We start from the raw sequence: 21,739 nt of genomic DNA on the forward strand, positions 1-21,739 counted from the left end.
CCCGTGCCTTCTCGGCATCTGGCGCCGGCATAAGCTGCACCGCGCGCCGATTTCGCGCTATCGGGACAGGGTCAAGCGTTGCCTGAACGAAGCGAATGGGCGACGCATGGCCGTATATCCCAGACGCTCCGCGCCCGTCGGTTCCGCGCGGGGCCCCGTAGCGCCGGCCTCTCCATGACCGTATCTGCACCCGCCTTGGATACCCTGGTCGACCCGACCCGGCTCGCGGCCCTGGCCGCTTACGACATCCTCGACACCGCCCCGGAGAAGGACTTCGACGATATCGTCCTGCTCGCCCGCAACAACTGCGAGAATCCGGTGGCCCTGGTCAGCCTCGTCGCCGGCGACCGCCAGTGGTTCAAGGCACGCCTCGGCTTCCCGGAGTGCGGGACGGACCTGAACGCTTCCGTCTGCGCCCACGCACTCGTCGAGCCGGACCTGCTCGTCATCCCCGACCTGAGCCGCGATCCGCGCACCCGGGCTACCCCCCGGTCACCGGTGGGCCCCGCATCCGGTTCTACGCAGGCGCGCCCCTTCGCACGCCGGGCGGCAAGGCGCTGGGGAGCCTCTGCGTCATCGACGTCGCTCCGCGCCCGTCCGGGCTGACGGCGGGGCAGGCCGAGTCCCTGCGGGCGCTGGCCGACCAGGTCATGGCGCAGATGGAGCTACGCCGCGCGTTGGCCGAGCAGCGGCGTCTGCTCGACCGGAGCGAGGAGTTGATCCGCACCCAGGCCGCCATGTCCGTGGCCAAGGGCGACATCGGGGCCATGCTGGACGCCTTGGTCGCGGGCGCGATGGTGGCCGTGCCGCATGCCGAGGGTGCCGTCATCGAGACGCTGGACGGCGAGGAGCTGGTCTACCGTGCCACCAAGGGCGTGCTCGTGGTCCACGCCGGCCTGCGGCTTCCGCTGCGAAACAGCCTCGCAGGGGCATGCCTGCTCTCCGGCGAGCCCATTTTGGTGCCCGACGTTCTGGAGGACCCCCGGGTCAAGCGGGATCTCGTCGCCTCCCTTCGCCTGCGCTCCTGCGCGCTGGTGCCGGTCAGGCGAGCCGGTGAGGCAATCGGGGTGCTGAAGCTAATCAAGCCGGCGCAGCGCCTTCACCGCCTTGGACCTCAAGCTGGCCCAGGTTCCCGCCGGCACCGTGTCGGCCGGCCTCGCCGAGATCGGCGAGGCCGCTGCCCGGCGCGAGGCCGAGACCCGGCTGCGCCGGGCGCAAGAGGCTGGCGGCGTCGGCGTGTTCGCCAACGGGCTGGACGGCATCCTGCACGCCTTGCCCGAGTTCTGCCGTCTCTACGGCCTGCCTCCGCGCGACAGCTACCCCTCCACGGCCTTCGAGCACCTCATCATCCCCGAGGATGCGCACCTCATCTCGACGGCGGAAACGCGGCGGAGCGGTCAGGCCCCGCGGGACGTGGAGTACCGCATCCGCCGGCCCGACACGGGGGAACTGCGATGGATCGCCCGCAAGGGCGAGCTCGAATACGATGAGGCCGGCCGACCGATCCGCTTCGTCGGCGTGGCCCGCGACATCACCGGGCAGAGGGCAGACCGGGACGCGTTGGCCGAAAGCGAGCGGTACAAGGGCGTTCTGCTGGAGCTCGGGGACCGACTGCGACCTGACCGGGGTTGCCGAGGTGACGCGGGCGGCGGCCACGGTCGCCGGCACCGCGTTGGGCGCAAGTCGCGCCGGCTTTGGCGGCCTCGACGCGACGGGCGAGCACGTGACCATCGAGCCGGACTGGACGGCGCCGGGTCAGGCGAGCATCGCCGGCCTCCACCGCTTCGCCGATTACGGCGATTTCCACCATGATTTCATGCGGGGCGAGCCCCTGGTGGTGCACGACGTGGCAACCGATCCGCGCACCGCCTCGTTCGTGCGAGCGCTGCAGGAAATCGACCTAGCGGCCTTCGTCGATACCCCGCTGCGCGAGCGTGGGAGGACCGTGGCGCTGTTCTTCGTGCACGACCGCGTGCCCCGGACATGGACCGCACAGGAGCTGGAATTCATGCGAGCGGTGGCGGACCGCGTCGAGGTCGGCGTCGCCCGGCTGCGGGCCGAGGAGCGGCAGCGCCTGCTTAACCACGAGCTCTCGCACCGCATGAAAAACCTGTTCTCCATGGTGCAGGCCGTGGTGACCCAGACCCTACGGGGCGCCACCGACGTGGACGACGCGCGCGAGGTGCTCTCCCGACGCCTGATCGCGCTCGGTAAGGCGCACGACATCCTGCTCGGCGGCGTTGCCGAACGCGCCTCGCTCGCGGCGGTCGTCCGGGAGGGCATCGGCGTTCTGGAGGGGGCGTCGCAGCGTGTGCGGGTCGACGGCCCCGAAATCGAGGTCGGCGCGAAGGCGGCGCTCTCGCTCGCGCTGATGCTGCACGAGATGACCATCAACGCCGTGAAGTACGGCGCGCTTTCCGTCCCGGACGGGCAGGTCGACCTGTCCCGGTCCGTCTCTGCGCCTGACACCGGCCCGGCCCTGCGGTTTACTTGGCGCGAGCGCGGCGGTCCCCCAGTCGAGCCGCCGGCCCGCAAGGGCTTCGGGACGCGCCTGATCGAGCGCGGCCTGATCGGCCAGGTCGGCGGCGTCCTTTCGCTGGATTACGCGCCGACAGGGGTCACCTGCGCGGTCGAGGCACCCCTGCGCAACTTCCAGGACGAGGGCTGAAGCCGTAATCGGTCGCGGCTACGCAATCTGCTGCCAAGCTGAAACGCACCGCCCGACCTGCCCGTCACGAAGCGCCCCATCTCACCCTGGCCATTTCCGGATGTCCCACCGAACGACCACCGCACGCCCTGCCGTACTCGTCGTTGAGGATGAACCGATCATCCGCATGGTCGCGGTCGACATGCTGGAGGAGGCCGGCTTCGACGTCATGAAGGCGCACACGGTTGACGAGGCATGGGGGATGCTTGAGCGCGAGCCGCAAGTCGACCTGCTGTTCACCGACATCGACATGCCGGGCACGCTGGACGGGCTGGCGCTCGCCGGGCGCGTAGCCGAGCGCTGGCCGCACATCCGGCTCCTCGTGACCTCGGGACGGTTCGCACTGCGGGACGAGGACCCGCCCGACGACGGGCGCTTCCTGCCCAAGCCCTACAGGCAGTCCCAGCTCCTCGACGCCGTCCGGGCGCTGCCGTGACGGACGTGTCCCCCGCCTGCCCGGCGAGCGCCCTACGTTCCGCGTTCGGCCTCTGCCCTCGCCAGATGGGCCTCGTGCTGGCGCTGGCGGTCCTCGAAGGTGGCGAGCAGGGCCTCGGCCTCCGCGACGGGAAGGTTCTCCGCCCTCAGGCGGTCGACCAGCGCCGTCTGCCGGGCGACGTTCATGCCGCCCTCTCGGAGGTGTCGCCTGACCATTGCGAGCTCGGTTTCCTCGGCGACCATGGGGCCAGCATAGCCTGCGGACCGGTGACGCGTCCCGCGCTTGCAGGTGCGCCGGTCCGCCTTAGGTATCCCGCTTCGGCCTGAGCTCCACCACCTTGCCGGAGCCTTCCGGAGCGGTGATTGGGGCTCCGAGGACCTCCGCGACCTTTCGAGCGAGTTGCTCGCGCTTGAACGGCTTCCCGATGAGCTGGACGCCGTCGTCGAGGCGGCCGTGGTGCACGATGGAGTTCTCGGTGTAGCCGGACATGAAGAGCACCTTCACCTCGGGGCGCACCATGCGGACCCGTTCGGAGAGTTCGCGTCCCCGCACCTTTCCCGGCAGCACCACGTCGGTGAGCAGCAGGTCGACGGAGGCCGTGTTCGCCCCGAACACCAGCATGGCCTCCTCGCCGTCGGCCGCCTCCAGCACCCGGTAGCCGAGGTCGGTGAGGATCGCGCAGGCGATCTCGCGCACCGCCGCCTCGTCCTCGACGACCAGGACCGTGCCCGTGCCACGCGGCAGTTCGACGGGCGCGCCGGTGCGCGGAGCCGCGGCGGCCGCCCCGACAGCACGCGGCACGTAGATCTTCACCGTTGTGCCCTCGCCGGGCTCCGAGTAGACCTTCACGTGCCCGCCGGATTGCTTGACGAAGCCGAACACCATCGCGAGGCCGAGCCCGGTGCCCTTGCCGTCCGGCTTCGTCGTGAAGAACGGCTCGAACACCCGAGCGACCACCTCCGGCGTCATGCCGTGGCCGGTGTCGGAGACAGCCACCAGGGCGTAGTCGCCGGGAACGACTTCGGCGTGGTCGCGCGCATACTCCTCGTCCAGCACCTTGTTGCCGGCTCGATGGTGAGCCTGCCGCCGCCCGGCATGGCGTCGCGCGCGTTCAGCGCCAGGTTCAGGACCGCGGCTTCCAGCTGCGCCGGGTCGGCCATCGCCGGCCATAGGCCCGCCGTCTCGACGTAGCGCACCTCGATGTGCTCGCCGAGCGTGCGGCGGAGCAGCGGGATCAGGTCCGGCATGGTTGCGGCGAGGTCGATGGCGGCCGGCGCCAGCGGCTGCTTGCGCGCGAAGGCGAGGAGCTGGCCGGTCAGGGTCGCGCCGCGTTGCGCCGCCCACGCCGCGCGCTCGATCCGCTGTTGCAGCCTGGCGTCGTCCGTCAGCTTGGCGCGGACGAACTCCAGGTTCCCGAGGATGACCTGGAGCAGGTTGTTGAAGTCGTGCGCGATGCCCCCGGTCAGCTGCCCGATGGCCTGCATCTTCTGGGCTTCCCGGAGCACGCCTTCGGCCTGGGCGCGCTTGGTCATGTCCGAGATGGTGAGCACGAAGCCGCCATCCGGCATCGGCGTGCGGCGGATCTCCAAGTGGTGCCCGTCGGCGCGCTCCCGCTCGTAGGTGACCGCCTCGCGCGGGTTTCGTCTCCCGTGCCGGATCTGGTCCTCGGTCTCAAGGGAGGGTCGGTCGGGCTCGCTCGTGTGCTCGACGAAGGCGGAGTAGGTCGTGCCCGGGCGCAGCATGGCCTTGGGCAGGTCGAGCAGGACCACGAAGCACTCGTTCCAGCTCGCGAGCGTGCGGTCGGGCCCGAACACCGCGACGCCCTGGCTCAGGCTGTCGAGGGTGGTGCGCAGGCGCAGCGCCAGCGCCCGCTGCTCGGCCTCGGTCTCGTAGGAGCGGGACCAGGCCTGATTGAGGAGGCGGGCGGCCCAGAGCAGGGTCAGGACGGCGAGCGCCGAGCCGGCGATGACGAGCCAACGCACCCACGCGGCGCGGGCGTCATTCTGGGCGAGGCGCTCATCGAGCAATCGCTGCTCGTCGGTGAGCATGGCGGCGAGCACGGTTTCCGCCGCGCGCATGTGGCCCCGACCCTCGTCGGTGTTGACGATGCGCAAGGCGGCCTCAAGGCCGCCGTCGCGGCGGGCCTGCACGGTCTGCGCGAGTTCCTCCAGCTTGTGCTGGACAGCCGGCGAGAGGGCGCGCAGGCGCCCCTGCTGGGCGGGGTTGTCGGCGGTCAGCTTCTGGGCTCGCCTTGGAGCAGGCCGAGACGGTCGCGGGCGGCGTGGTAGGGGCCCAGGTACTCGTCGCGGCCGGTGAGGAGATAGCCGCGCTGTCCGCGCTCCGCGTCGCGCAGCGCGATGGCGAGGTCCTTCATCGTGGAGAGCACGGCGTAGCTGTGCTGCGACCATTCGCGGGCGTCGCGCGAGGCGTTGAGCCGCTCCCAACTGACAACCCCGATCACGCTGAGGAAGACGAGTGGGACGACGAGGACGAGGACGTTGGCGCGCCTGACGAGATATTGGCTCATGCTCACCGTGTCCGTGCCGTGCCCACCGACGGCCGCGGTGACGTCGCCGATGCACGTGGCTTCAGGGATTCGGTCGCGGCGGCCAAGTGGGCAGGCCGGGGCGATGCGGCACGATTGCGGGTGAATTGCGGACGTCGGGCGCGTTGGACCGCCTAGCCGGTGAGTGCATCGGCGCGGGACCGAGCATCGGACGCTGGCCGGGTGTCCCTGCAGGGCGCCGACAGCAGGACCAGCCTGTCACCCTGCTCCGGTTCGCCGGCTCGTGCTCAGGCGACAGGAAGTCGAGGCGGCCGCCGGACCGGATGACCAGTAGACACGGGTTGGCCAGAACATCCCCTGCGCCGGCGGGCGCGACCGAGAAGCGCCAGCCGGCGCCATGCCGTTCGGCCAGGGTTTCGAAGTCCAGACCGCCGTCCGAGAGCACCTTGCCGCGCAGGTCCCGGCTCACGCCGGTCTCGGCGTGCAGGAGGTGGTTGGCCGAGGGCGCCAGCTGGTACACCCGCTCCCGCCCGAGCTCGGGGCCGAGCCGGGTGCAGACCAAGGCGTTGTAGAGCTCGTCCCGGGTCGCCGCGAGCAGGTAATCCGGCGGCTGATCGGCCAAGCCCTCCTCCGCGTGGCGCGAGAGAAGCTCGGCCTGCAGCGTCGGCACGCCCGCGGACCGGGCCGCGCGCAGGGCTCCGGGATAGGTGTCGACAAGAAGCACCGGAACGCCGGCCTGGTGGAGCGTCACGGCGAGGTCGCTCGACCAGGGCGAGGCGCCCACAATGGCCAGGCGCTCCGCGTCGGCCGCGACCGAGAGCCCAAGCCGACGCGCGAGCGGCGCAAGCGAGAAGCCGTGGGCGAACACCGTCGCGACGATGACGGCGAACACCGTCGGCTGGATCAGGTCGCCGCCGGCGTAGCCCGCCTCGCTCAGTCTCGGGCCGGCCAGTCCGGCGACCGCCGCCGCCACGATGCCGCGCGGGCCGATCCAGCCGACGAACAGGCGCTCGCGCCAGGTCAGGTCGCTGCGCCAGGTCGCCAGCCAGATCGACGCCGGTCGCACCACGAACAGCGTCGCGGCCGTCAACGCCAGGATCGGCAAGGACAGCTTGCCGAGGACCGCGAGGTTCAGGTCGGCCGTGAGGACGACGAACAGGCAGGAGACCAGGAGGACGACGAGGGCTTCCTTGAACCGCCGCAGCTCCCCGATGCCGGGGACGTGGAGGTTGGCCAGCGCGATGCCGAACACGGTCGCGCCGATCAGCCCGGCCTCGTGCATCAGGAGGTTCGGCACGGCATAGGCGACGAGGGCGAGCGCCAGGAGCACGGGCGTCTTCAGGGTCTCGGAGACGAGATCCCGTCTGAAGGCCCAGGCGACCAGAAATGCAAAGCCGACACCCAGGATGGCTGCTGCCACCGCTCCCTCGGCAAGGTGCAGCACCAGGTCGGTCACGGCTTGTTCGCCCGACCGGTGACCCGAGCCGACCAGGATCTCGATGACGATGGCGGTCAGAATGGCTCCGACCGGATCGTTGACGATGGCCTCCCACTTCAGGAACGCGGCCGAGCGCCGCTCCAGGCGAGCATGGCGCAGCAGCGGCAGGATGACGGTCGGACCGGTCACCACCAGAATCGCGCCGAACACGGCCGCCGGTCCCCAGAGCATGCCGCCGATGAGGTGGGCGGCGAGCGTGCCCAACACGAAGTTGATGGGCAAAGCGATAGCCGTGAGCCGGAGCACGCCCGCGCCGGCGGCCCTGAGCTCGCGGAAGTCGAGGGCGAGGCCGCCCTCGAACACGACGACGGCCACGGCGAGGCCGATCAAGGGGCGAAGGTTTGCACCGAAAGCCTCGGAAGGATGAAGAAGCCCAAGCACGGGGCCGACGAGGTATCCCAGTCCCAGCAGGAGGACGATGGCCGGGACGCGGAACCGGGCGGCAAGGACCTGCGCGGTGACCCCGCCGGCGACGATGCACAACACCGCCGTCGCCACACCTTGTTCCATACGCAACGCTCCGGGAATGCGCCGGTTGCGACCGACCCGGTACAACGCTCCCGGACGGTTAGGGTCCCGTGCTTATTACGACTCGGGCAACGCCGGCCGGCTCGGTGCCCGCGTGGCATCGGGAATTGGCGGTGCAGAATCGCGAGGCCCATGCGGCAGTCGCTCGGAAATCGCGGTGAGACGCCGCGGACGACGACGTGAGGCGGCGACGTGCGCGCTCCGTTGGCGTCCTCGTGGTGGCGAGCCGGCAGCGCCTCGACGCCGCGCGGTACTCCTACTTGCTCTTGCCGCCTGTCTTGCCGAGCTCGGCCTGGGCCGACGACGAGGTCCGCGGGTCGGATTTGCCCTCGTGACTGCCTTTGCGTTCGCCTTCTTGGCCGTCGCGCCCCTGTGGCCCTTCTTCTCGGTCATGCTCTACTTCGTCGGTCGGTGACCGGGAAGTCCCCGGCCACCCCACGGTTCCCTATGTCGGCTTCCGACCCGGTCAGGCGTGCCTGAGGTCGTCCGGCACCTTGCCGCCGTTCTCGGCGAGTTTCTGCACCACCTGCTTGTGCAGCCAGACGTTCATCGTGGCCGAGTCCTCCTTGTCGCCTGTGTAGTGCAACTCGTCGGCGAGCTGCTTGCGCGCCTGCAGGCTGCTGTCGAGGTCGAGCAGCTTCAGGAGGTCGACGATGGAGCGCTTGTAGTCGAGGGTCTGGCCCTTCTCGGAGGCGAGGTCGGCGAGGACCCGGCCCACGTCGACGCTTGCCTGACCGGCGCCTGAAGGACCGGCCGCGACCGGGGACGGGGCGCCGCTCATCGAAGGCGCAGCGGCGCTGCTGGCCGAGCCGGTCGGCCCGTCCGAGCGCTGCGCCGCTGCCGACACGCTCGGCGCCTTTGAGGCGTGCGGGGTCGCCGCCTGGGCGCTCGCGCCGCCGCCGAAGATCTTTGATATGATCGACCCGAAGATGCTCATGGGTTCCTCCGTAGTCCTGGGCCCTTGCCCGGGGCGAGCGCTCGACAACGGGATGGGAGCAGGGCGTTCCGGATCGAGGTTGCCGGCGTCACGCGGCCCTGGGCGCAGGGGTTGCGGCGACGGGGCGCGGTATGAGCGTCTGTCGCCGAACGCCCGGTCGGCAACCGGCGGAATCCACACAAGTTAAGTGCAGCCTCGCGGCACCGACACCAACTCGGGGCGCGGCCTTGGAGGTGGGTGAGGATGCGATGGTGGCGCTGCCCGAGATGGAAGTGTTCAAGGCCGCGGTCGAGGTGGCTGGCGAGGCCATCCTCATCACCTCGGCCGAACTCGACGAGCCGGGCCCTCACATCGAACACGCCAACTCCGCCTTCACCCGCATGACCGGCTACGAGGCGCATGAGGTTCTGGGCCGTTCGCCGCGCCTCCTCCAAGGGCCCCGCACGGAGCGGACCGCGCTAAACCGGCTGCGCGCCTCTCTCGAAGCCGGCGAGTGCGCCCAAGGCGAGGCGCTCAACCACCGCAAGGACGGCACGACCTACATGGTCGAGTGGCTGATCACGCCGATGCGAGACATGGACGGCTGCATCACGCGCTGGGTCTCGGCGCCGCGAGACATAACCGAGCGGCGCGCGGCCGAGGACCGCCAGAACCTATTGGTGCGCGAGCTCCGCCATCGGGTAAAGAATACGCTCGCCACCGTACAGGCCGTGCTCGACGCCAGCCTGCGCTCGTCGCTCGGTCTGGCCGAATTCCGGCAAGCGTTCACGGGAAGCATCGCCTCGCTCGCCCAGACGCACGCGCTGATCACGGACGACCGCGCCCAGGCGGTCTCGTTCGAGGGGCTCCTGTCGACGGCGCTCCGCGCCTACGACGAGCCCGGACGGACGCGCATCTTCCTGAGCGGGCCACCGGTCGTGCTCGCGTTGGGCTGGCGGTCCCGGTCGGCATGGCTCTGCACGAGATGGCCACGAACGCCATCCGCCACGGTGCGCTCGGCGACCCGGATGTGCGCCTGGAGGTGAGATGGTCGGTCGAGGACGGTCCCGACGGCCGGTTGCTCCACTGGACCTGGAACGAGCACGACGGGCCACCCGTCGCGTTGCCGACCCGCGAGGGCTTCGGCTCGCAGCTCCTCAAACGCGTGTTGACCCTCCAGGTCGGCGCCAAGGTCGATATCGCCTTCGACCCGGACGGTTTGAGGGTCGCCGTTGCCATCCCTCTGCCCGGGCCTAGGGTCTAGCCGCCTCCCGCCTCGGCCGCGGCACGAGCCGCCTTCTCATGGGCGCGGGCCTCGGCGGCGTCGGCGGCCTCCCGGGCGTCGTCCAGGCGCTCGGCGCGGGCGCGCGTCTCGCAGCGCCGCCGAAGCTCGGCGAGTTCCTCCTCGGTGAGGTTCTCGATGCCGATGTAGCGGTTCTGGGCCGCGCTCGACCGAATGGCTCGTCGAGCTTGGCCTGGATGGCCGCCCCGTCCCGGTTCTGCGAGTTCTGGATCAGGAACACCATCAGAAAGGTCACGATGGTGGTGCCCGTGTTGATGACGAGCCCCAGGTGTCGGAGAAGTGGAAGTACGGCCCGCTCGCCGCCCACACGACGAGTGAGGCCGCCCCGAGCGCGAAGGCGAGCGGGTGCCCGGCCCACTTGGCCACCTTGCCTGCGAAGGTCGTGAAGACGCGTGAGGCCGACATAACCGGAACCCTGCGCCGGCTTTCGGCCGAGCTCGGCATCCGGAACGCCGAAGGTTCGATCCGGGATCCTCGCCGCGCGGTGAAGGCAAGCCTGCCCGGATCGCGTATCTCAGCCTCTCCTCCCGCTTCGGTCGCGAAGGCGTCCCAGGTCGCCGCCCTCGGAAAGCCTCTTCCGCCGATCTTGGTTCAGGAGCCGACCAGACGAAGCGCTTCGACCGGCGCCGCGGTTCGACGGGCACCTCCGGCGCGGCAGGTTCGGTTGCGGCCGCTTTCCTTGGCGGTGTAGAGCGCCGCGTCGGCATCGCGGTAGAGACCGCCGCCGTCAACGTCGTCGCCGAAGCCGCTCGCCAAGCCGATGCTCACCGTGACGGCCCCGGCGCCGATACCGGCCGAAGCAACTGAGAGGGTCGCGACGCCTTCATGCACCTTGTCCGCGACGCGCAGCGCCCCGGCCCCGTCCGTCTCGGGCAGGAGGATGACGAACTCCTCGCCGCCGACCCGCGCCACAAGGTCCTCAGGCCTGTGCACGCTTGTCGAGAGGCAGCGGGCGAGCCCCTTGAGCACCTCGTCCCCGACCGCATGGCCGTAGCGGTCGTTGCAGCGCTTGAAGTGGTCGGCATCGACGACGAGCAGCGACAGCGGCTTGCCCGTTCGCCCGGCCTCCCTCCAGGCGCGCTCGAACACCCGCTCGAAGCGGCGCCGGTTCGGCAGCCCGGTGAGGACGTCGGTCAGGGAGAGCCGGGCGAGTTCCGCCTGCAGCGCGTCCCGCCGGCGCAGGTCTCGCCCGTACAGGAGCGACAGGAATACGGTCACGCCGCACAGGACCAGGACCGTCGCGCCGAGGACGGCGGCCTTGGCGCGCCAGCCGGCCTCGATGTCGGCGGTCGCGAGGGCGACGTTGAGCACGAGCGGCAGGTCGCCGACCTGGGAGAAGGCGTAGTGCCGCTCGACGCCGTCGCGCGCCGAGGTGCCCACGAAGGTGCCGCTGCGCTCGCGGACGAACCGCTCGAAGTTCGGCGTCCCGGCGATGCTCGCGCCGATGTCGGCCTCGGCGTAGGGATGGCGCATCACGCGGCTGCCGTCGCGCAGATAGAGGTTGATCGCACCCTCCGGCCCGAGGCCGATCTGGTCGAACAGGCGGCTGAAGTAGCTGAGCCTCAGGGTGGCCAGAACGATGCCGCCGAAGGAGCCGTCCGCCTTGTCGATGCGGCGGCTGAGCACGATCATGCGGTCCCCGGTCAGCCGGGAGACGAGCGGCCGGCTGATGTAGAGCCCGAGGCCGGCGCTCGCCCGGTGCGCCTGGAAGTAGTCCCGGTCCTTGTAGTTCACCTTGCGGGCGGGGACCTGGGCAGCCTCTACGACGCTGTCGCCGTCCTCGTCGAGCACGAACATCACGCCTAGATCGCGGGCCGTCGCGGCCCTGTCGAACAGGATGAGCTGGCGCATCTCGGGCGTGGCCTCGGCCACGCCGGGTGCCTTCAGGTTGTCTACGACGGCGTGCAGCGACAGGTCGACGATCTCGACGTTCCTGGCGATGTCGCGCTCGATGACCTGAAGCAGGTTCCTCGACGTTTGCTCGGCCTTGTCCCAGGCGTCCCGCCGCAGGTCGAGCAGCATCAGCCCCGAAACCGTGAGCATCCCGATGGGGGCGAGCACGCCCGTCGCGATCCAGGTGCGGGCGGAACGCAGCCGTCGCGCATGACGGAGCGGAAAGGCCATCGGGGCGTCCCCCAAGCGTTGTCGTTGCCTGTTTTATGGCTGCGGATGCCTTACGCGGCGTTTTCGTCGGAGGTTGTCCCTGAACGGTTCGAGGGATCATCCTTAATGCCGCGTTGATGTGGCCGGGAGCGCCCCCGGGCGCCAGGGGCGGCGCCGTCTACGTAAGCGTCCGCCGTCAACGCGGTGACTCCCCTCGCGTTGTCGGTTGCGTCGCCCCCTTCGGAGACCCCATGCTGAACCCCTTCTGTGCCGCGTTCCTGCTTCCCGCGGAGGCGCAGAGAGTCATCGAGTTGCGGCTGGTGCGCATCGCCTGGGGCGGCGCTGACGCGCAGGCCGAGATAGTGTCGATGGTCGGCGAGAAGGTCGTCGCCGCGATGGAGGCCGCCAACACCTTGATGATGGGTGGATCCCACGATCAGGTTGTCGCGCGCTACCGGGAGTTGGTCGCCGCCGACACCCGCCGCCTCATGGCCTGAGCCGTCGGACGCACGGGATCATGGTCAAGCCGGTCGAGTGCCGCATCGTCGACATGCCCGACGGGCTATTTGCGGTCATCGCGGTGCTCGCCTCCGGCAAGGTCTTCCGACGCGTAAGCTTGGGACCCTGGCCGAGGTCGAGGAGAGCGTGGCCATCCTTCGCGACGTGATGGCCGCGTGCGGGACCTGGGTCACGGTCGCGAGGGGCGCCGGCTTCGGGTCACTTGCCGACCGGTCGCGACAAGCGGCGGCCGTGCGCTCCTTGCACTGACGCGCCGATGAGTGGAAGAGCCACCCATCGGCGATGCACGGCAGCCGTTACGCCATATCCGCATGCTTCAGCCCGGCTCGGCGGTTCGCGCGGCTACGGGTGCCCGAAGCGTCGGGCACTCCGGGCCCCGTCGGCGGCACGCCTGAAGCATGAGCCTGGCGAGCGATGGCCGCCCCTAAGTCTCAGTCCCGCCCGTGGATGAACAGGCTGAGCAGGTATCCCACGCCGAGCGCTGCCAGAAGCGCGACCAGCGGTGTCTCGCCCACGTGGCCCCGGACGGCCTCGTTGCCGCGTCGGTAGGCTTCGCTGCCGCGCCGATAGACCTCGTCACTGCCCGGCAGCCTCTCGCGGCCGGTCCGCAGGGCCTCGCGCGCGATGTCGCCCGCCTGTCCGGCGGCCTGGCTCGCCTGGCCCGCGAGGTCGCTTGCCACGTCCTTGGCCTGCCCGGCCAGGTTCTCGACGGTGCCGCGCAGCTCGGTCGCCTGCCCCTCCGCCTTGGTCTGCCTGTCGCCGGTCAGGTCGCCTACGGCGCCCTCGACCTGGCCCGCCACTTTCCTGACCTCGCCGGTCACACGCTTCTCGTCCATGGCTTCCTCCATTGGCGCGATGCGCCTTCGGCGGCTTAACGCGGCAGAGGCCCGTTCGGACCACCGCGGCTCGGGCGTCGGATTGCGGAACCCACTCGGCGGCTTGCCGTTTCCGACGGGCCTGCCGTCCGCTCGCGTGGAGGAGCCTCACTCATGCCGGACCACTCTGGGGACCCTGCGGCCGCTGCCTTGGAGCACGAACCGGCGCCGGGCGTCGGCCTCGCCGGGGCCATCCGAGAGCAGGTCCAGCGCTACGCCGCGAACCGGAAGCAGGACGCGGTTGGGGCGGTGTCGGACGTCGCTGCGGGCATCCACGAGGCGGGCGCGGTCTTCACCGATGCGCCGCGCCTGAAGGCGTTCTTCGACAACGCGGCGGAGGGCGTCGAGGAGCTCTCCGGGGATATCGGACGTCGCACGGTCGGCGAGCTCTACGACGAGGTCGAGGCTGCCGTCCGACGCAGGCCCGGTGTCGCCCTGGCCGCCGCGGCGTTGGCCGGCATCGCGCTCCTCCGCTTCCTCAAGGCTTCCGCGCTTCGGCCGGTCCCGCGGCCGCACGCGGTGGTCCCTGTCGACGTCCTGCCCGTCCCGGACATCGGGGGCCGTCCGTGAGCGAACCCGCCCGGCGAAGCGTTGCGAGGCTGGCTGGCGAAGCAGTCATCACCGAGCGCGTGAACGGATGAGCAAGTCGGCAGACGCGTTGGAGTACGATGTCGAGGCGGCCCGGGGCAGGCTGGAGACCACGCTCGCCGACCTCTCGGCCCGCTTCAATCGGTCGAGCCTGGCCGACGACCTGATCGGGATCCGCAACCCGGACGGCATCACCGCGACGACGGAGCACCTGGCCGCGACGGTGCGGGCGAACCCGCTTCCCGTGCTCCTCATCGGTGCGGGTTTCGCCTTCCTCGCCTACGAGGTCGTGCGGCAGGGCGGTGAGCGACGGCGGCTCCGCATCCTCTCCGACGAGGCGATGCACATGTCCGTGGACGGGGCGTCGCCCGGCGACCATCCGGACCGTCTTGAGGAAAAACTCGACGAGGCGCTCGAAGAGACTTTCCCGGGCAGCGACCCCGTCTCGGTGAAGATCACGAAGTAGTCGTTCGGATCCTCCGACCGACCCCCGCGTCGCGGCCGCGCGCTGCAAGCCTCGCGCGCGCCCGTGCGGCCGAACGACGGTGTAGGCGTCATTCCCGGCTGAGCGGAATGGACCGAATCTGACGTAGGATCGATGGCGAGGTGCCCGGCGCCCAGCGTCCGCTCCGACATGGGATTTGCTTGGCAGGGACTTCTGTCAGGAAGTGTCATGCCGCTTGACCGCCGTACGCTCCTCGCCGCCGCTGCGACTACCATCGCCGTTACCTCCCGCGCCGAGCCCGTGCCCGAACGCCTCCGGCTCTGGCCAGGAACCCCGCCCGGCGGCGGTGGCCCGACGGGACCGCTCCACGAGAGGGACGGGGTGATCACGAACGTCGCCGCATCCTTCCTGGAAACGTTCGTACCGGCCCGGCCGAACGGCACCGCGATGCTGGTCGCGGCGGGCGGTGGCCTGTCGGGCATCAGCCAAGCCTCGGAGGCCTACCCGGCGGCGCGCTGACTGACGGATCTGGGCGTCACGGCATTCGTGCTGACCTACCGCCTCCCGCGGGAGGGATGGCGCGATCACACTCCGGCGCCGTTGCAAGACGGTCAACGGGCCATGCGGACAGTGCGCGCCGCGGCGGCCGCTACCGCCTCGATCCAAGGCGCGTCGGCGTGCTCGGCTTCTCGGCGGGGGGCTACGTCCTCGGGATGGTCGCGGTTCGCGGCGAGACCCGCTCGTACGCCGCTGTCGACGCCATCGACGACCAGTCGGCCCGCCCCGATTGCGTAGTGCTGGCTTACCCTGTCGCGACCCTGGACGCACCCTCGGATCGGACTGCGACCGCCCGTGCCGAGGTGGGCGATCACGCGACCCGTGAGACGCGCGATGCTTTGTCGGTGGATAGCCAAGTGCGCGCGGGCGACCCGCCGATGTTCATCGTGCAGGCCGGGGACGACGCGACCGTAAGCCCCGAGAACGCGAGCCTGCTCGAAGCGAGCTGCCGGGCTCAAGGTGTGCCGGTTGAGGTGCATCGGTTCGGGACGGGCGGTCACGGCTTCGGCATGGGCCGACAGGGGACCCCGACGACGGATCGGCCGAACCTATGCCGCGCATGGCCGGCCAGGCAGGGTTTCGTGCGCTGAACTGCCAGGCGGGGTTGCCGAAGAATGGCTAGGGTGGATGCTCGGACGTGGCGCTACTCATCGAGCCTGCAAACCGGCTCAACCGGTGACCTTCATTCGTAAAGGAGCATCAACCGGCACAGGCATCGTACGGACAACACCCTCAAGCCGTATCACGGGGGCGGCAACTTCGACCTCAAGGGATTTGGGTTAGGAACGCGCCACGCCAGCAGATCGATTCCGCTCAGCCGGCAGCGCTGGGTCCTGAGGCCTCCGTATTATCGGGCTGAGCTAACATGTGTTCGAGAAGAGCGAGCGTAGCGCGCATCTCCAAGCCGCGGACGCGGTACTCCCGGCCCACGCACCGCATCTCGTCGGCGAGGACGTGCTGGCCATCCCGTTCGCACCAGTAGGCCGCCCCGGACATGTCACGCGCGTAATCCTCAAGTTCGAGGATGTCGTTCATGGTCTGGTACATCAGCCGTCGGAGCTGGCGCCGCATCCGTCATCCGCGTTTGAGTGAAGTGCAGCAGATGGCAATGCCATGTCTCTGGACAAGATGGAGACGAATGCCCCTTGCTCGGGAGCGGATTGTGCTACGTGCGCACCGCATTGAGCAACGCCACCCGCAGGGGAGAGGACGGCGAGAGGCGCCCACCCAAGTTCGGCAGACGATTTGGTTTGATTCAGGCGGTCTTGCGGCCGCTCTTGCCCTTGGCGGGGCCTTCCTCAGCCTCTTCCCCTGGGCTCACGACGTTGATGCGCTCGGCAATCTGCGAGAGGAGCGATCGGTCTTCTTCTCCTCTTGCAGGGTCTCATCGAGCAGCTTGGCGGCATCCTCGTAGCCGAGTTGGTACGCCCAGGTCTTCAGCGTGCCGTAGCGGGCGATCTCGTAGTGCTCGACCGCCTGCGCGCAGCCTGCCAGCACGGCATCCGCGGCCGGCGTGCCACCGAAGTCCTCCAGGTCCTCCTCCATCTCCGAGGTCAATCCCTGCATCGCCTCGCAGGTCTTGGCGCGGGCCGGCTTGCCGATGATCTCGAACACCTGCTGCAGGCGCTCAACTTGGTTGGCACTCTCCTCAGCGTGGGTCTCGAACGCTTGGCGCAGCTCCTCGTGCTCGGCCGCCTTGGCAGACTTCTTCAGCGCGCGTACGGATTGCTTCTCCGCGTAGTACACGTCCTTGAGGGTCGCGTAGAACGCGTCCTGCAAGGTTTTCTGCTTGGTGGCCATCTGATCCCATCTCCCTGTTGTCGAATATCCCGGCCGCGGGAGTGGTCTCACCGGGGCCAGCCTCAGAGGAACGTTGTTCCGTATGGCTGGGTCCAAGCTTTATCTTGGGGAAAGCTGCAAAGTTTCGGGAACCGTACGCACCGCTCAGCCCGCGCGCAGCTCGCGAACGACCTCGTGAACCAGGGCGGGCGAGTACGGCTTGTCTATGAACCGAGCCTTGGCGGGCAGGTCGCCGGGTGAGGGCTTGGCTGCGCCTGAGCAGACGATGATGGTGATCCCTGGCCAGCGTAGGGCAACCTCACGGGCCAAACCAAAGCCATCGAGGCGACCAGGCATGTTCACGTCGGTGAACAGCAAGTCGACGCCATCCTTGTCTTCCAGGAAGCGCAGCGCGTCGTCGGCGCTCGCCACCTCCAGCACCGTGAACCCAGCATCGCTCAGCGTGTCCGCGGCCTCCATGCGAAGGAGGAACTCATCCTCGGCGACCAGGGCGACGGCGGGCGGCGGGGTGGTCTGATCCATGTTAGTCCAATCGCGGAGGCGGGCGGATGGTTTCAGCGCTGGTGGGCACGACATGCCGGCGCAGGATGCCGCCACTAGGCCGCGACGGCCTCGCGCGGCTCCTGCATTGAGGCGAGTGGCGCCTCCAAACGGCATACGAGACCCGTCGGCGCGTATGTCAGCCTTACCTCGCCGCCGACCTCGGACGCGAAGCTGCGCTCGATCAGCCGCGAGCCGAACCCCCGACGGGTGGGTTGGCTCAGGATCGGCGGCCCGCCCTGCTCGGTCCAAGTCAGGCAGAACCGCGGCTGCTCGCCCTCGTGCACGACGTGCCAGCGCAGGTCGACCGCGCCATTTGCGGTCGAGAGCGCCCCATACTTGGCAGCGTTGGTGGCGAGCTCGTGCAGCGCCAGCGCCAGGGACAAGGCCGGCTTGGCACCCAGCAGCACGTTGGGTCCGTTCACCCGGATCCGGGACGCGTCCGCCTGCCGGTGGACGCTGAGGGCGCCCTCAACCACGTCGACTATCGGCGCGGCGGTCCAGCTCGCCTGGGTCAGGATGTCGTGCGCCCTCCCGAGCGAGATCAGGCGCGCGGAGAACGCCTCGCGCGCCTCGTCGATGTCCGTGGCGCCGCGCAAGGTCTGGCTGGCAATCGCCTGGACCATCGCCAGCGTGTTCTTGACCCGGTGCTGCAACTCGGCGGTGAGCAGGCGCTGGTGCTTCTCGGCCTTCTTGCGCTCCGTGATGTCGAGCATGGCGCCGATCATCCGCACCGCCTTGCCACCCTCGTCACGCAGGACGTAGCCGCGGTCGAGGATGTCCGCATGGGAGCCGTCGGCCCGCAGGAAGCGATACTCCTCGGTCCAGTTCTCGGTCGCCCCGTCGATGGCTGCGTGGATGCTGGTCTTGATGCGTTCACGGTCGTCCGGATGGATGCGCGAGGTCCACCATTTGCCGCTCGGGCCGACCTCCTCGGGCGCGTAGCCGAACAGCGTCCGCACCGCATCGTTCCAGCGGATGTGGTCGGTGTGCAGGTTCCAGTCCCAGATCGCGTCGTTGGTCGCGCGAGCCGCCAGACGGTAGCGCTCCTCGGTCTCCCGCAGCGTCTGCTCGGCCTGCCGGCTCTCGGTGATGTCGCGGACCGTGCCGATGAAGCGTACGGGCCGTCCCTGCTCGAAGAAGGCCTGTCCCTTGGCCGAGATCCAGCGCTCCACGCCGTCGGTCAAGCCGATGGTGCGGTACGCGATATCGTAGGTGCCGTCACCTGCGGGATCGAGGGTGGCCTTGACCGCTTGGTCGACCCAGTCCCGGTCGCCGGGATGCAGGCCGGCCAGGAACACCTCGTAGCCAACCTCCGCGTCCGGCGGCAGCCCGAACAGGGCGCACACGCGGGCGTCCCAGCCTAGGTCGCCCGTAGCCAGGTCGTAGTCGAAGATGCCGATGTCGGTGGCCGCGACCGCCAGGTGCAGTTGGTCCTGAACCTTGTGCAGCGTCGCGTCGTCCGCCCGCTGCTTGGTACGGTCGCGCACGATCTTGAGGAAGCCCTGCGTCGTGCCGCGCTCGTCCCTCAGCGGCATCATCTCGCCGTTGGCCCAGAACCGCTCCCCGCCCTTGCGCAGGTGCCAGCGCTCGTCGGGGGCGCTGCCGTCACGAAGGGCCAGCGCCATCTCCGTCTCGGGCCGCCCTGCCATGCGGTCTTCCGGCGTGAAGATCACATGGGCTGGGTCGCCCAGGATCTCGTCCTCCCGCCAGCCGAGGACGCGTTCGGCTCCGGCGTTCCAGCGCGTCACATGGCCGTTCCGGTCCATCGCGATGATGGCGTAGTCGGTCGCGCTGCCGAGGATGCGTTCCTGCAGCAGTTTCTGGTCGCGGTACCGCTGCCCGGCTCGCCGGAGCTCAAGGAGCGTCACGACCTGGCGGCCCAAGCCACAGAGGCACTCTCCCTGCGCCTCGGTCAGGCCTTCCGGCCGCGGCGCTGGGTCGAGCAGGCAGAGGGTGCCCAGGACTTCGCCCTGCGCAGTCTTCAACGGAACGGCCGCGTAAAATCGCGTACCGGCTTCGGCGCGAGCCAGCGGGCCGTCGCGATACGCCGGGTCCAGCCGCAGGTCGGGCACGACGAGCAGCCGTTCCGGCACAGGCACCTCGGCACACGCGACCGGCGGGAGCCGTCGGCTCGCCTCCGCGACGGTGTAGGAGGCGTGCACCTGAGGGATTCCGGCATCGTGCAGGCAGATGACCGCCTGCGCCGTCCGGCACAGTTCGGCGGCCAGGCGCGCGGCATCTTCGAAGCTTTGCTTCGGGACGTTGTTGAGGGGATCGTCGGACCAGGGCACGGCTACCGGACCTTCAAGCGAAATCCCTCTCGTTCAAACAGCCTGGCACAGCGGTTTACCGTCGGACGGCAGCGGGCGGAGCGATATTAGCGTGCCGCCGGCGCTGTAGACGGCCCCCAGCACGGCCTCGAAGTGCCGTTTGACTGCCCCGTGGCACTCGCATGCCGACGCCTCCACGGCCGGGCGACTCACGATGATGATGCGCCCGCGCCGGACCTGGATCAGTCCCTGCTGCTGCAGCGTCCTCAGCGCGCGCGACAGATAGGAGCGCTGCACGCCCAGGAGCTCGGCCAGCACCTCGTGGGTGATCGGCAGGACGTTGCCGCCCAGCCGGTCCTGAAGGCCAAGAAGCCATCGTGCGCAACGCGCCTCGATGGTATGGCTGGCGTTGCAGGCCACGGATTGCAGCACCTGGGCGAGCAGGCAGTCGGAGTAGCGGGTGATTAGGTTGCGCAGGCCGGGCGAGGTCTGCTTGATCTTCTGCAGCACCGCCGCCTCGATGCGTAGGACCGAACCGGGGATCTGCACGACGGCACGGCTGAACGCCGGCAGCGAGCCTTGGCTGACCACGCCACCGATGGCACCCTCATGGCCGACCGTGGCTGTCTCTACCGCGCGTCCATCCTGCAGGCCGATGACCAGGGCGGCCACGCACTGCCCAAGCGGGAACGCGATGTGGCCGACGTCCTCACCGGCCTCGAACAGCGCCTCGCCGCGTCCGTACGCTTTCAGTTCCAGATGCGGTTTCAAGAGCGCCTGATCGGGCAGGCGCAGTGCGCTGAGGAGCAGGTTGCCGCTGAGCAGTGCGTCGACGTCGGGTAGCATGTGGGTAGCGGCAGTTCGGTCCAGATCGGCTTGCGTGCAAGCGTTATCGCAACGCTTGCACCGCTGTCTGGTCACAAGTGCTCATACCCGGGCAAGGGCGGCGCATTCTGCAGGCTTGCCCAACCGGCGCGTGCGCGAAATCCAACATATGCAACTTTGGGCGAGCGAGGGGTTTCTAGGTTCGAAACCGCTTGCGTCACGGAGCCCGCGTAGTCCGATGCCCCGTTATTTCCTAGACTTCCAGGACGGCCCGGTTTGGCTGGAGGATGTGGAAGGCCAGGAATACGATAGCCTGCGTGAAGCGCGTGACGCTGCCATCGCCGCCTTGCCCGACATCGGCCGCGAAGGCCCGCCGAGCGACGGCAAGCGCACCTTCGTGGCCTTCGTCCGCGACGAGATGGGCAGCGAGCGATGCACCGTGCGCCTGAACCTGGACGCGGAGTGCCACCCCGAGCCCGATCTACGAGCCATCGACGGCCGCAATGGCTGAGGGCGCCGTCGGCCGGACGCAGCCATGGTCGCCTCGCGCGTTTTCGATAGTCGCGGCAGCTTGCGGGCGGCCAACCGTGGCTAAGGACGCCGGCGTTCCGATGCCCCTCGCACCGAGGTGTTCAGGGCTTCACTCCGCCCGCCCTCGATAGACTGCGACCGGGTCGACTACCCAGTCGAACAGCGGCAGCTCGCGCGGCCGCGTCGTCTCTTGTACCGGGCTCGCTTCAAAAGGACGGTGCCTGACGGACTTCATCGTTAGGCTCGCCACCCTCTCTCCTAGCATCGCCTCCGTGCATGCATGCGGTATCTCCGCAAAGCTCGCCTGCCCGGCACGGATGATGGCGATAATCTCCGCCCGCGTGAGCGGGACTTCCCTTCTCTTGTTCACGAACGACCTCCAGATGAGGCCGGACCGGATCGCCTGTGGCTTGATCGTCACGCGTCGCCATGCGATCACCGCCGCAGACCTGAGCGCGGCGAGCTGAAACGGCCTCGACGACCGACGGTGTCGGGGCTGGACCCGCCCCGGACCGGTGTTTCGACCTGCGGTCCCTGATTTCATGACCTCGATGAAGGAAGAAGGCAGGGAGCTCGACGACCGCCTCGCAAACGCTCCCAGCTCTCCGCAGACCCCGTCCGACGTGGGCGGCGCCCTGCCCGTCGAAAGCGGAGAGCATTCCTGCGCGCGGCAATTCCCGTGAGTGGATGCCCGATCAGGCCGCGAAACCGAAAAGGTTTCGTCCCGGCCAACGGTCCTGGCTCACGCCCGCCACGGGGATCATCATGCTCGCAGAGGGGCGCGCGGT

At 69.4% G+C, this 21,739-nt stretch carries 24 protein-coding genes and 4 pseudogenes; 13 read left to right on the plus strand and 15 right to left on the minus strand.

The genetic code is table 11. The features are described from left to right. The first annotated feature begins 174 nt into the window (after positions 1–174). The 5 genes and pseudogenes from ACFQE0_RS27620 (at position 175) to ACFQE0_RS10620 (ending at position 3,143) form a co-directional block, all read left to right on the plus strand. Positions 175–606, plus strand: coding sequence for a hypothetical protein (locus ACFQE0_RS27620; RefSeq protein WP_133250859.1), 432 nt, complete (start codon positions 175–177; stop codon positions 604–606). After that, positions 510–1,034: pseudogene (locus ACFQE0_RS27625) on the plus strand (GAF domain-containing protein); the annotation flags it as partial. The gene ACFQE0_RS27620 and the pseudogene ACFQE0_RS27625, both read left to right, overlap by 97 nt. A gap of 109 nt (positions 1,035–1,143) precedes the next feature. After that, positions 1,144–1,530, plus strand: a pseudogene (locus ACFQE0_RS27630) (PAS domain-containing protein); the annotation flags it as partial. Further along, positions 1,487–2,668, plus strand: a complete 1,182-nt coding sequence (locus ACFQE0_RS10615; protein WP_116655282.1) for a sensor histidine kinase — start codon at positions 1,487–1,489, stop codon at positions 2,666–2,668. The pseudogene ACFQE0_RS27630 and the gene ACFQE0_RS10615, both read left to right, overlap by 44 nt. Before the next feature lie 100 nt (positions 2,669–2,768). Next, a complete protein-coding gene (locus tag ACFQE0_RS10620) occupies positions 2,769–3,143 on the plus strand; it encodes a response regulator (RefSeq protein WP_116655281.1) in 375 nt (124 codons plus the stop codon). 32 nt (positions 3,144–3,175) lie between these two features. Here ACFQE0_RS10620 and ACFQE0_RS10625 read toward each other — a convergent pair whose 3' ends face one another. From ACFQE0_RS10625 to ACFQE0_RS10650, 6 genes are all read right to left on the minus strand, one after another. Next, complete coding sequence (locus ACFQE0_RS10625; protein WP_160534098.1) at positions 3,176–3,328, minus strand: hypothetical protein; 153 nt, start codon at positions 3,326–3,328, stop codon at positions 3,176–3,178. A gap of 118 nt (positions 3,329–3,446) precedes the next feature. Further along, positions 3,447–4,139 carry a response regulator gene (locus ACFQE0_RS10630; protein ID WP_378969365.1) on the minus strand — a complete coding sequence of 231 codons (693 nt, stop codon included), beginning with the start codon at positions 4,137–4,139 and terminating at the stop codon, positions 3,447–3,449. Next, positions 4,109–5,380, minus strand: coding sequence for a PAS-domain containing protein (locus ACFQE0_RS10635; protein ID WP_378975412.1), 1,272 nt, complete (start codon positions 5,378–5,380; stop codon positions 4,109–4,111). Before ACFQE0_RS10635 ends, ACFQE0_RS10630 begins: the two co-directional genes overlap by 31 nt. Then, positions 5,377–5,670: a CHASE3 domain-containing protein gene (locus tag ACFQE0_RS10640; protein ID WP_378969367.1), complete on the minus strand. Its 294-nt coding sequence runs from the start codon at positions 5,668–5,670 to the stop codon at positions 5,377–5,379. Before ACFQE0_RS10640 ends, ACFQE0_RS10635 begins: the two co-directional genes overlap by 4 nt. A gap of 61 nt (positions 5,671–5,731) precedes the next feature. Continuing rightward, a complete protein-coding gene (locus ACFQE0_RS10645; protein ID WP_378969370.1) occupies positions 5,732–7,657 on the minus strand; it encodes a cation:proton antiporter in 1,926 nt (641 codons plus the stop codon). Positions 7,658–8,141: 484 nt separating this feature from the next. Further along, on the minus strand, positions 8,142–8,612 hold the full coding sequence (locus tag ACFQE0_RS10650; RefSeq protein ID WP_116655277.1) for a DUF3597 domain-containing protein: 471 nt from the start codon (positions 8,610–8,612) through the stop codon (positions 8,142–8,144). A 248-nt stretch (positions 8,613–8,860) separates the two neighbouring features. Between ACFQE0_RS10650 and ACFQE0_RS10655 the strand changes: the two genes are divergently transcribed. Both ACFQE0_RS10655 and ACFQE0_RS10660 read left to right on the plus strand, forming a co-directional pair. Then, positions 8,861–9,637, plus strand: coding sequence for an HWE histidine kinase domain-containing protein (locus ACFQE0_RS10655; protein ID WP_378969372.1), 777 nt, complete (start codon positions 8,861–8,863; stop codon positions 9,635–9,637). Beyond that, on the plus strand, positions 9,577–9,855 hold the full coding sequence (locus tag ACFQE0_RS10660) for a hypothetical protein (RefSeq protein WP_378969374.1): 279 nt from the start codon (positions 9,577–9,579) through the stop codon (positions 9,853–9,855). Before ACFQE0_RS10655 ends, ACFQE0_RS10660 begins: the two co-directional genes overlap by 61 nt. On the opposite strand, the pseudogene ACFQE0_RS10665 reads toward ACFQE0_RS10660, so the two are convergent. Both ACFQE0_RS10665 and ACFQE0_RS10670 read right to left on the minus strand, forming a co-directional pair. Beyond that, positions 9,852–10,299 (minus strand): annotated as a pseudogene (locus ACFQE0_RS10665) (low affinity iron permease family protein). The gene ACFQE0_RS10660 and the pseudogene ACFQE0_RS10665 overlap by 4 nt on opposite strands. Positions 10,300–10,485: 186 nt before the next feature. After that, on the minus strand, positions 10,486–12,018 hold the full coding sequence (locus ACFQE0_RS10670) for a sensor domain-containing diguanylate cyclase (protein ID WP_116655274.1): 1,533 nt from the start codon (positions 12,016–12,018) through the stop codon (positions 10,486–10,488). 230 nt (positions 12,019–12,248) lie between these two features. Between ACFQE0_RS10670 and ACFQE0_RS10675 the strand changes: the two genes are divergently transcribed. Continuing rightward, positions 12,249–12,494 carry a hypothetical protein gene (locus ACFQE0_RS10675; protein WP_116655273.1) on the plus strand — a complete coding sequence of 82 codons (246 nt, stop codon included), beginning with the start codon at positions 12,249–12,251 and terminating at the stop codon, positions 12,492–12,494. Between the two features lie 453 nt (positions 12,495–12,947). Here the strand turns inward: ACFQE0_RS10675 and ACFQE0_RS10680 are convergent, their stop codons facing one another. Further along, positions 12,948–13,352, minus strand: coding sequence for a CsbD family protein (locus ACFQE0_RS10680; RefSeq protein WP_378969378.1), 405 nt, complete (start codon positions 13,350–13,352; stop codon positions 12,948–12,950). 153 nt (positions 13,353–13,505) lie between these two features. Here ACFQE0_RS10680 and ACFQE0_RS10685 point away from each other — a divergent pair, with 153 nt between their 5' ends. The 4 genes from ACFQE0_RS10685 to ACFQE0_RS10700 all read left to right on the plus strand — a co-directional run bounded on the left by ACFQE0_RS10685 (position 13,506) and on the right by ACFQE0_RS10700 (position 15,572). Next, positions 13,506–13,961 (plus strand): hypothetical protein, encoded by a 456-nt coding sequence (locus ACFQE0_RS10685; protein WP_133250858.1) that lies wholly within the window; start codon positions 13,506–13,508, stop codon positions 13,959–13,961. Between the two features lie 67 nt (positions 13,962–14,028). After that, a complete protein-coding gene (locus ACFQE0_RS10690; protein ID WP_116655270.1) occupies positions 14,029–14,445 on the plus strand; it encodes a hypothetical protein in 417 nt (138 codons plus the stop codon). A 207-nt stretch (positions 14,446–14,652) separates the two neighbouring features. Beyond that, positions 14,653–14,943: a hypothetical protein gene (locus ACFQE0_RS10695; protein WP_246730628.1), complete on the plus strand. Its 291-nt coding sequence runs from the start codon at positions 14,653–14,655 to the stop codon at positions 14,941–14,943. A 56-nt stretch (positions 14,944–14,999) separates the two neighbouring features. After that, positions 15,000–15,572, plus strand: coding sequence for an alpha/beta hydrolase (locus ACFQE0_RS10700; RefSeq protein WP_378969380.1), 573 nt, complete (start codon positions 15,000–15,002; stop codon positions 15,570–15,572). A gap of 223 nt (positions 15,573–15,795) precedes the next feature. Here the strand turns inward: ACFQE0_RS10700 and ACFQE0_RS10705 are convergent, their stop codons facing one another. The 5 genes and pseudogenes from ACFQE0_RS10705 to ACFQE0_RS10725 form a co-directional block, all read right to left on the minus strand. Continuing rightward, a complete protein-coding gene (locus ACFQE0_RS10705; RefSeq protein WP_116655269.1) occupies positions 15,796–16,053 on the minus strand; it encodes a hypothetical protein in 258 nt (85 codons plus the stop codon). Between the two features lie 184 nt (positions 16,054–16,237). Next, positions 16,238–16,782, minus strand: a pseudogene (locus ACFQE0_RS10710) (YciE/YciF ferroxidase family protein). A 144-nt stretch (positions 16,783–16,926) separates the two neighbouring features. Beyond that, complete coding sequence (locus ACFQE0_RS10715) at positions 16,927–17,304, minus strand: response regulator (protein WP_116655267.1); 378 nt, start codon at positions 17,302–17,304, stop codon at positions 16,927–16,929. Between the two features lie 74 nt (positions 17,305–17,378). Then, entirely contained in the window at positions 17,379–19,616 is a 2,238-nt protein-coding gene (locus ACFQE0_RS10720; RefSeq protein WP_116655266.1) for a PAS domain S-box protein, read from the minus strand. A gap of 33 nt (positions 19,617–19,649) precedes the next feature. Then, complete coding sequence (locus tag ACFQE0_RS10725; RefSeq protein ID WP_116655265.1) at positions 19,650–20,441, minus strand: Crp/Fnr family transcriptional regulator; 792 nt, start codon at positions 20,439–20,441, stop codon at positions 19,650–19,652. Positions 20,442–20,658: 217 nt separating this feature from the next. Here ACFQE0_RS10725 and ACFQE0_RS10730 point away from each other — a divergent pair, with 217 nt between their 5' ends. After that, on the plus strand, positions 20,659–20,931 hold the full coding sequence (locus ACFQE0_RS10730) for a DUF6894 family protein (RefSeq protein ID WP_116655264.1): 273 nt from the start codon (positions 20,659–20,661) through the stop codon (positions 20,929–20,931). Between the two features lie 129 nt (positions 20,932–21,060). Here ACFQE0_RS10730 and ACFQE0_RS10735 read toward each other — a convergent pair whose 3' ends face one another. Beyond that, positions 21,061–21,372 (minus strand): hypothetical protein, encoded by a 312-nt coding sequence (locus ACFQE0_RS10735; protein WP_378969384.1) that lies wholly within the window; start codon positions 21,370–21,372, stop codon positions 21,061–21,063. Between the last annotated feature and the right edge of the window lie 367 nt (positions 21,373–21,739).

Source organism: Methylobacterium komagatae (genome assembly GCF_042661665.1).
Taxonomy (GTDB): Bacteria; Pseudomonadota; Alphaproteobacteria; order Rhizobiales; family Beijerinckiaceae; genus Methylobacterium; species Methylobacterium komagatae.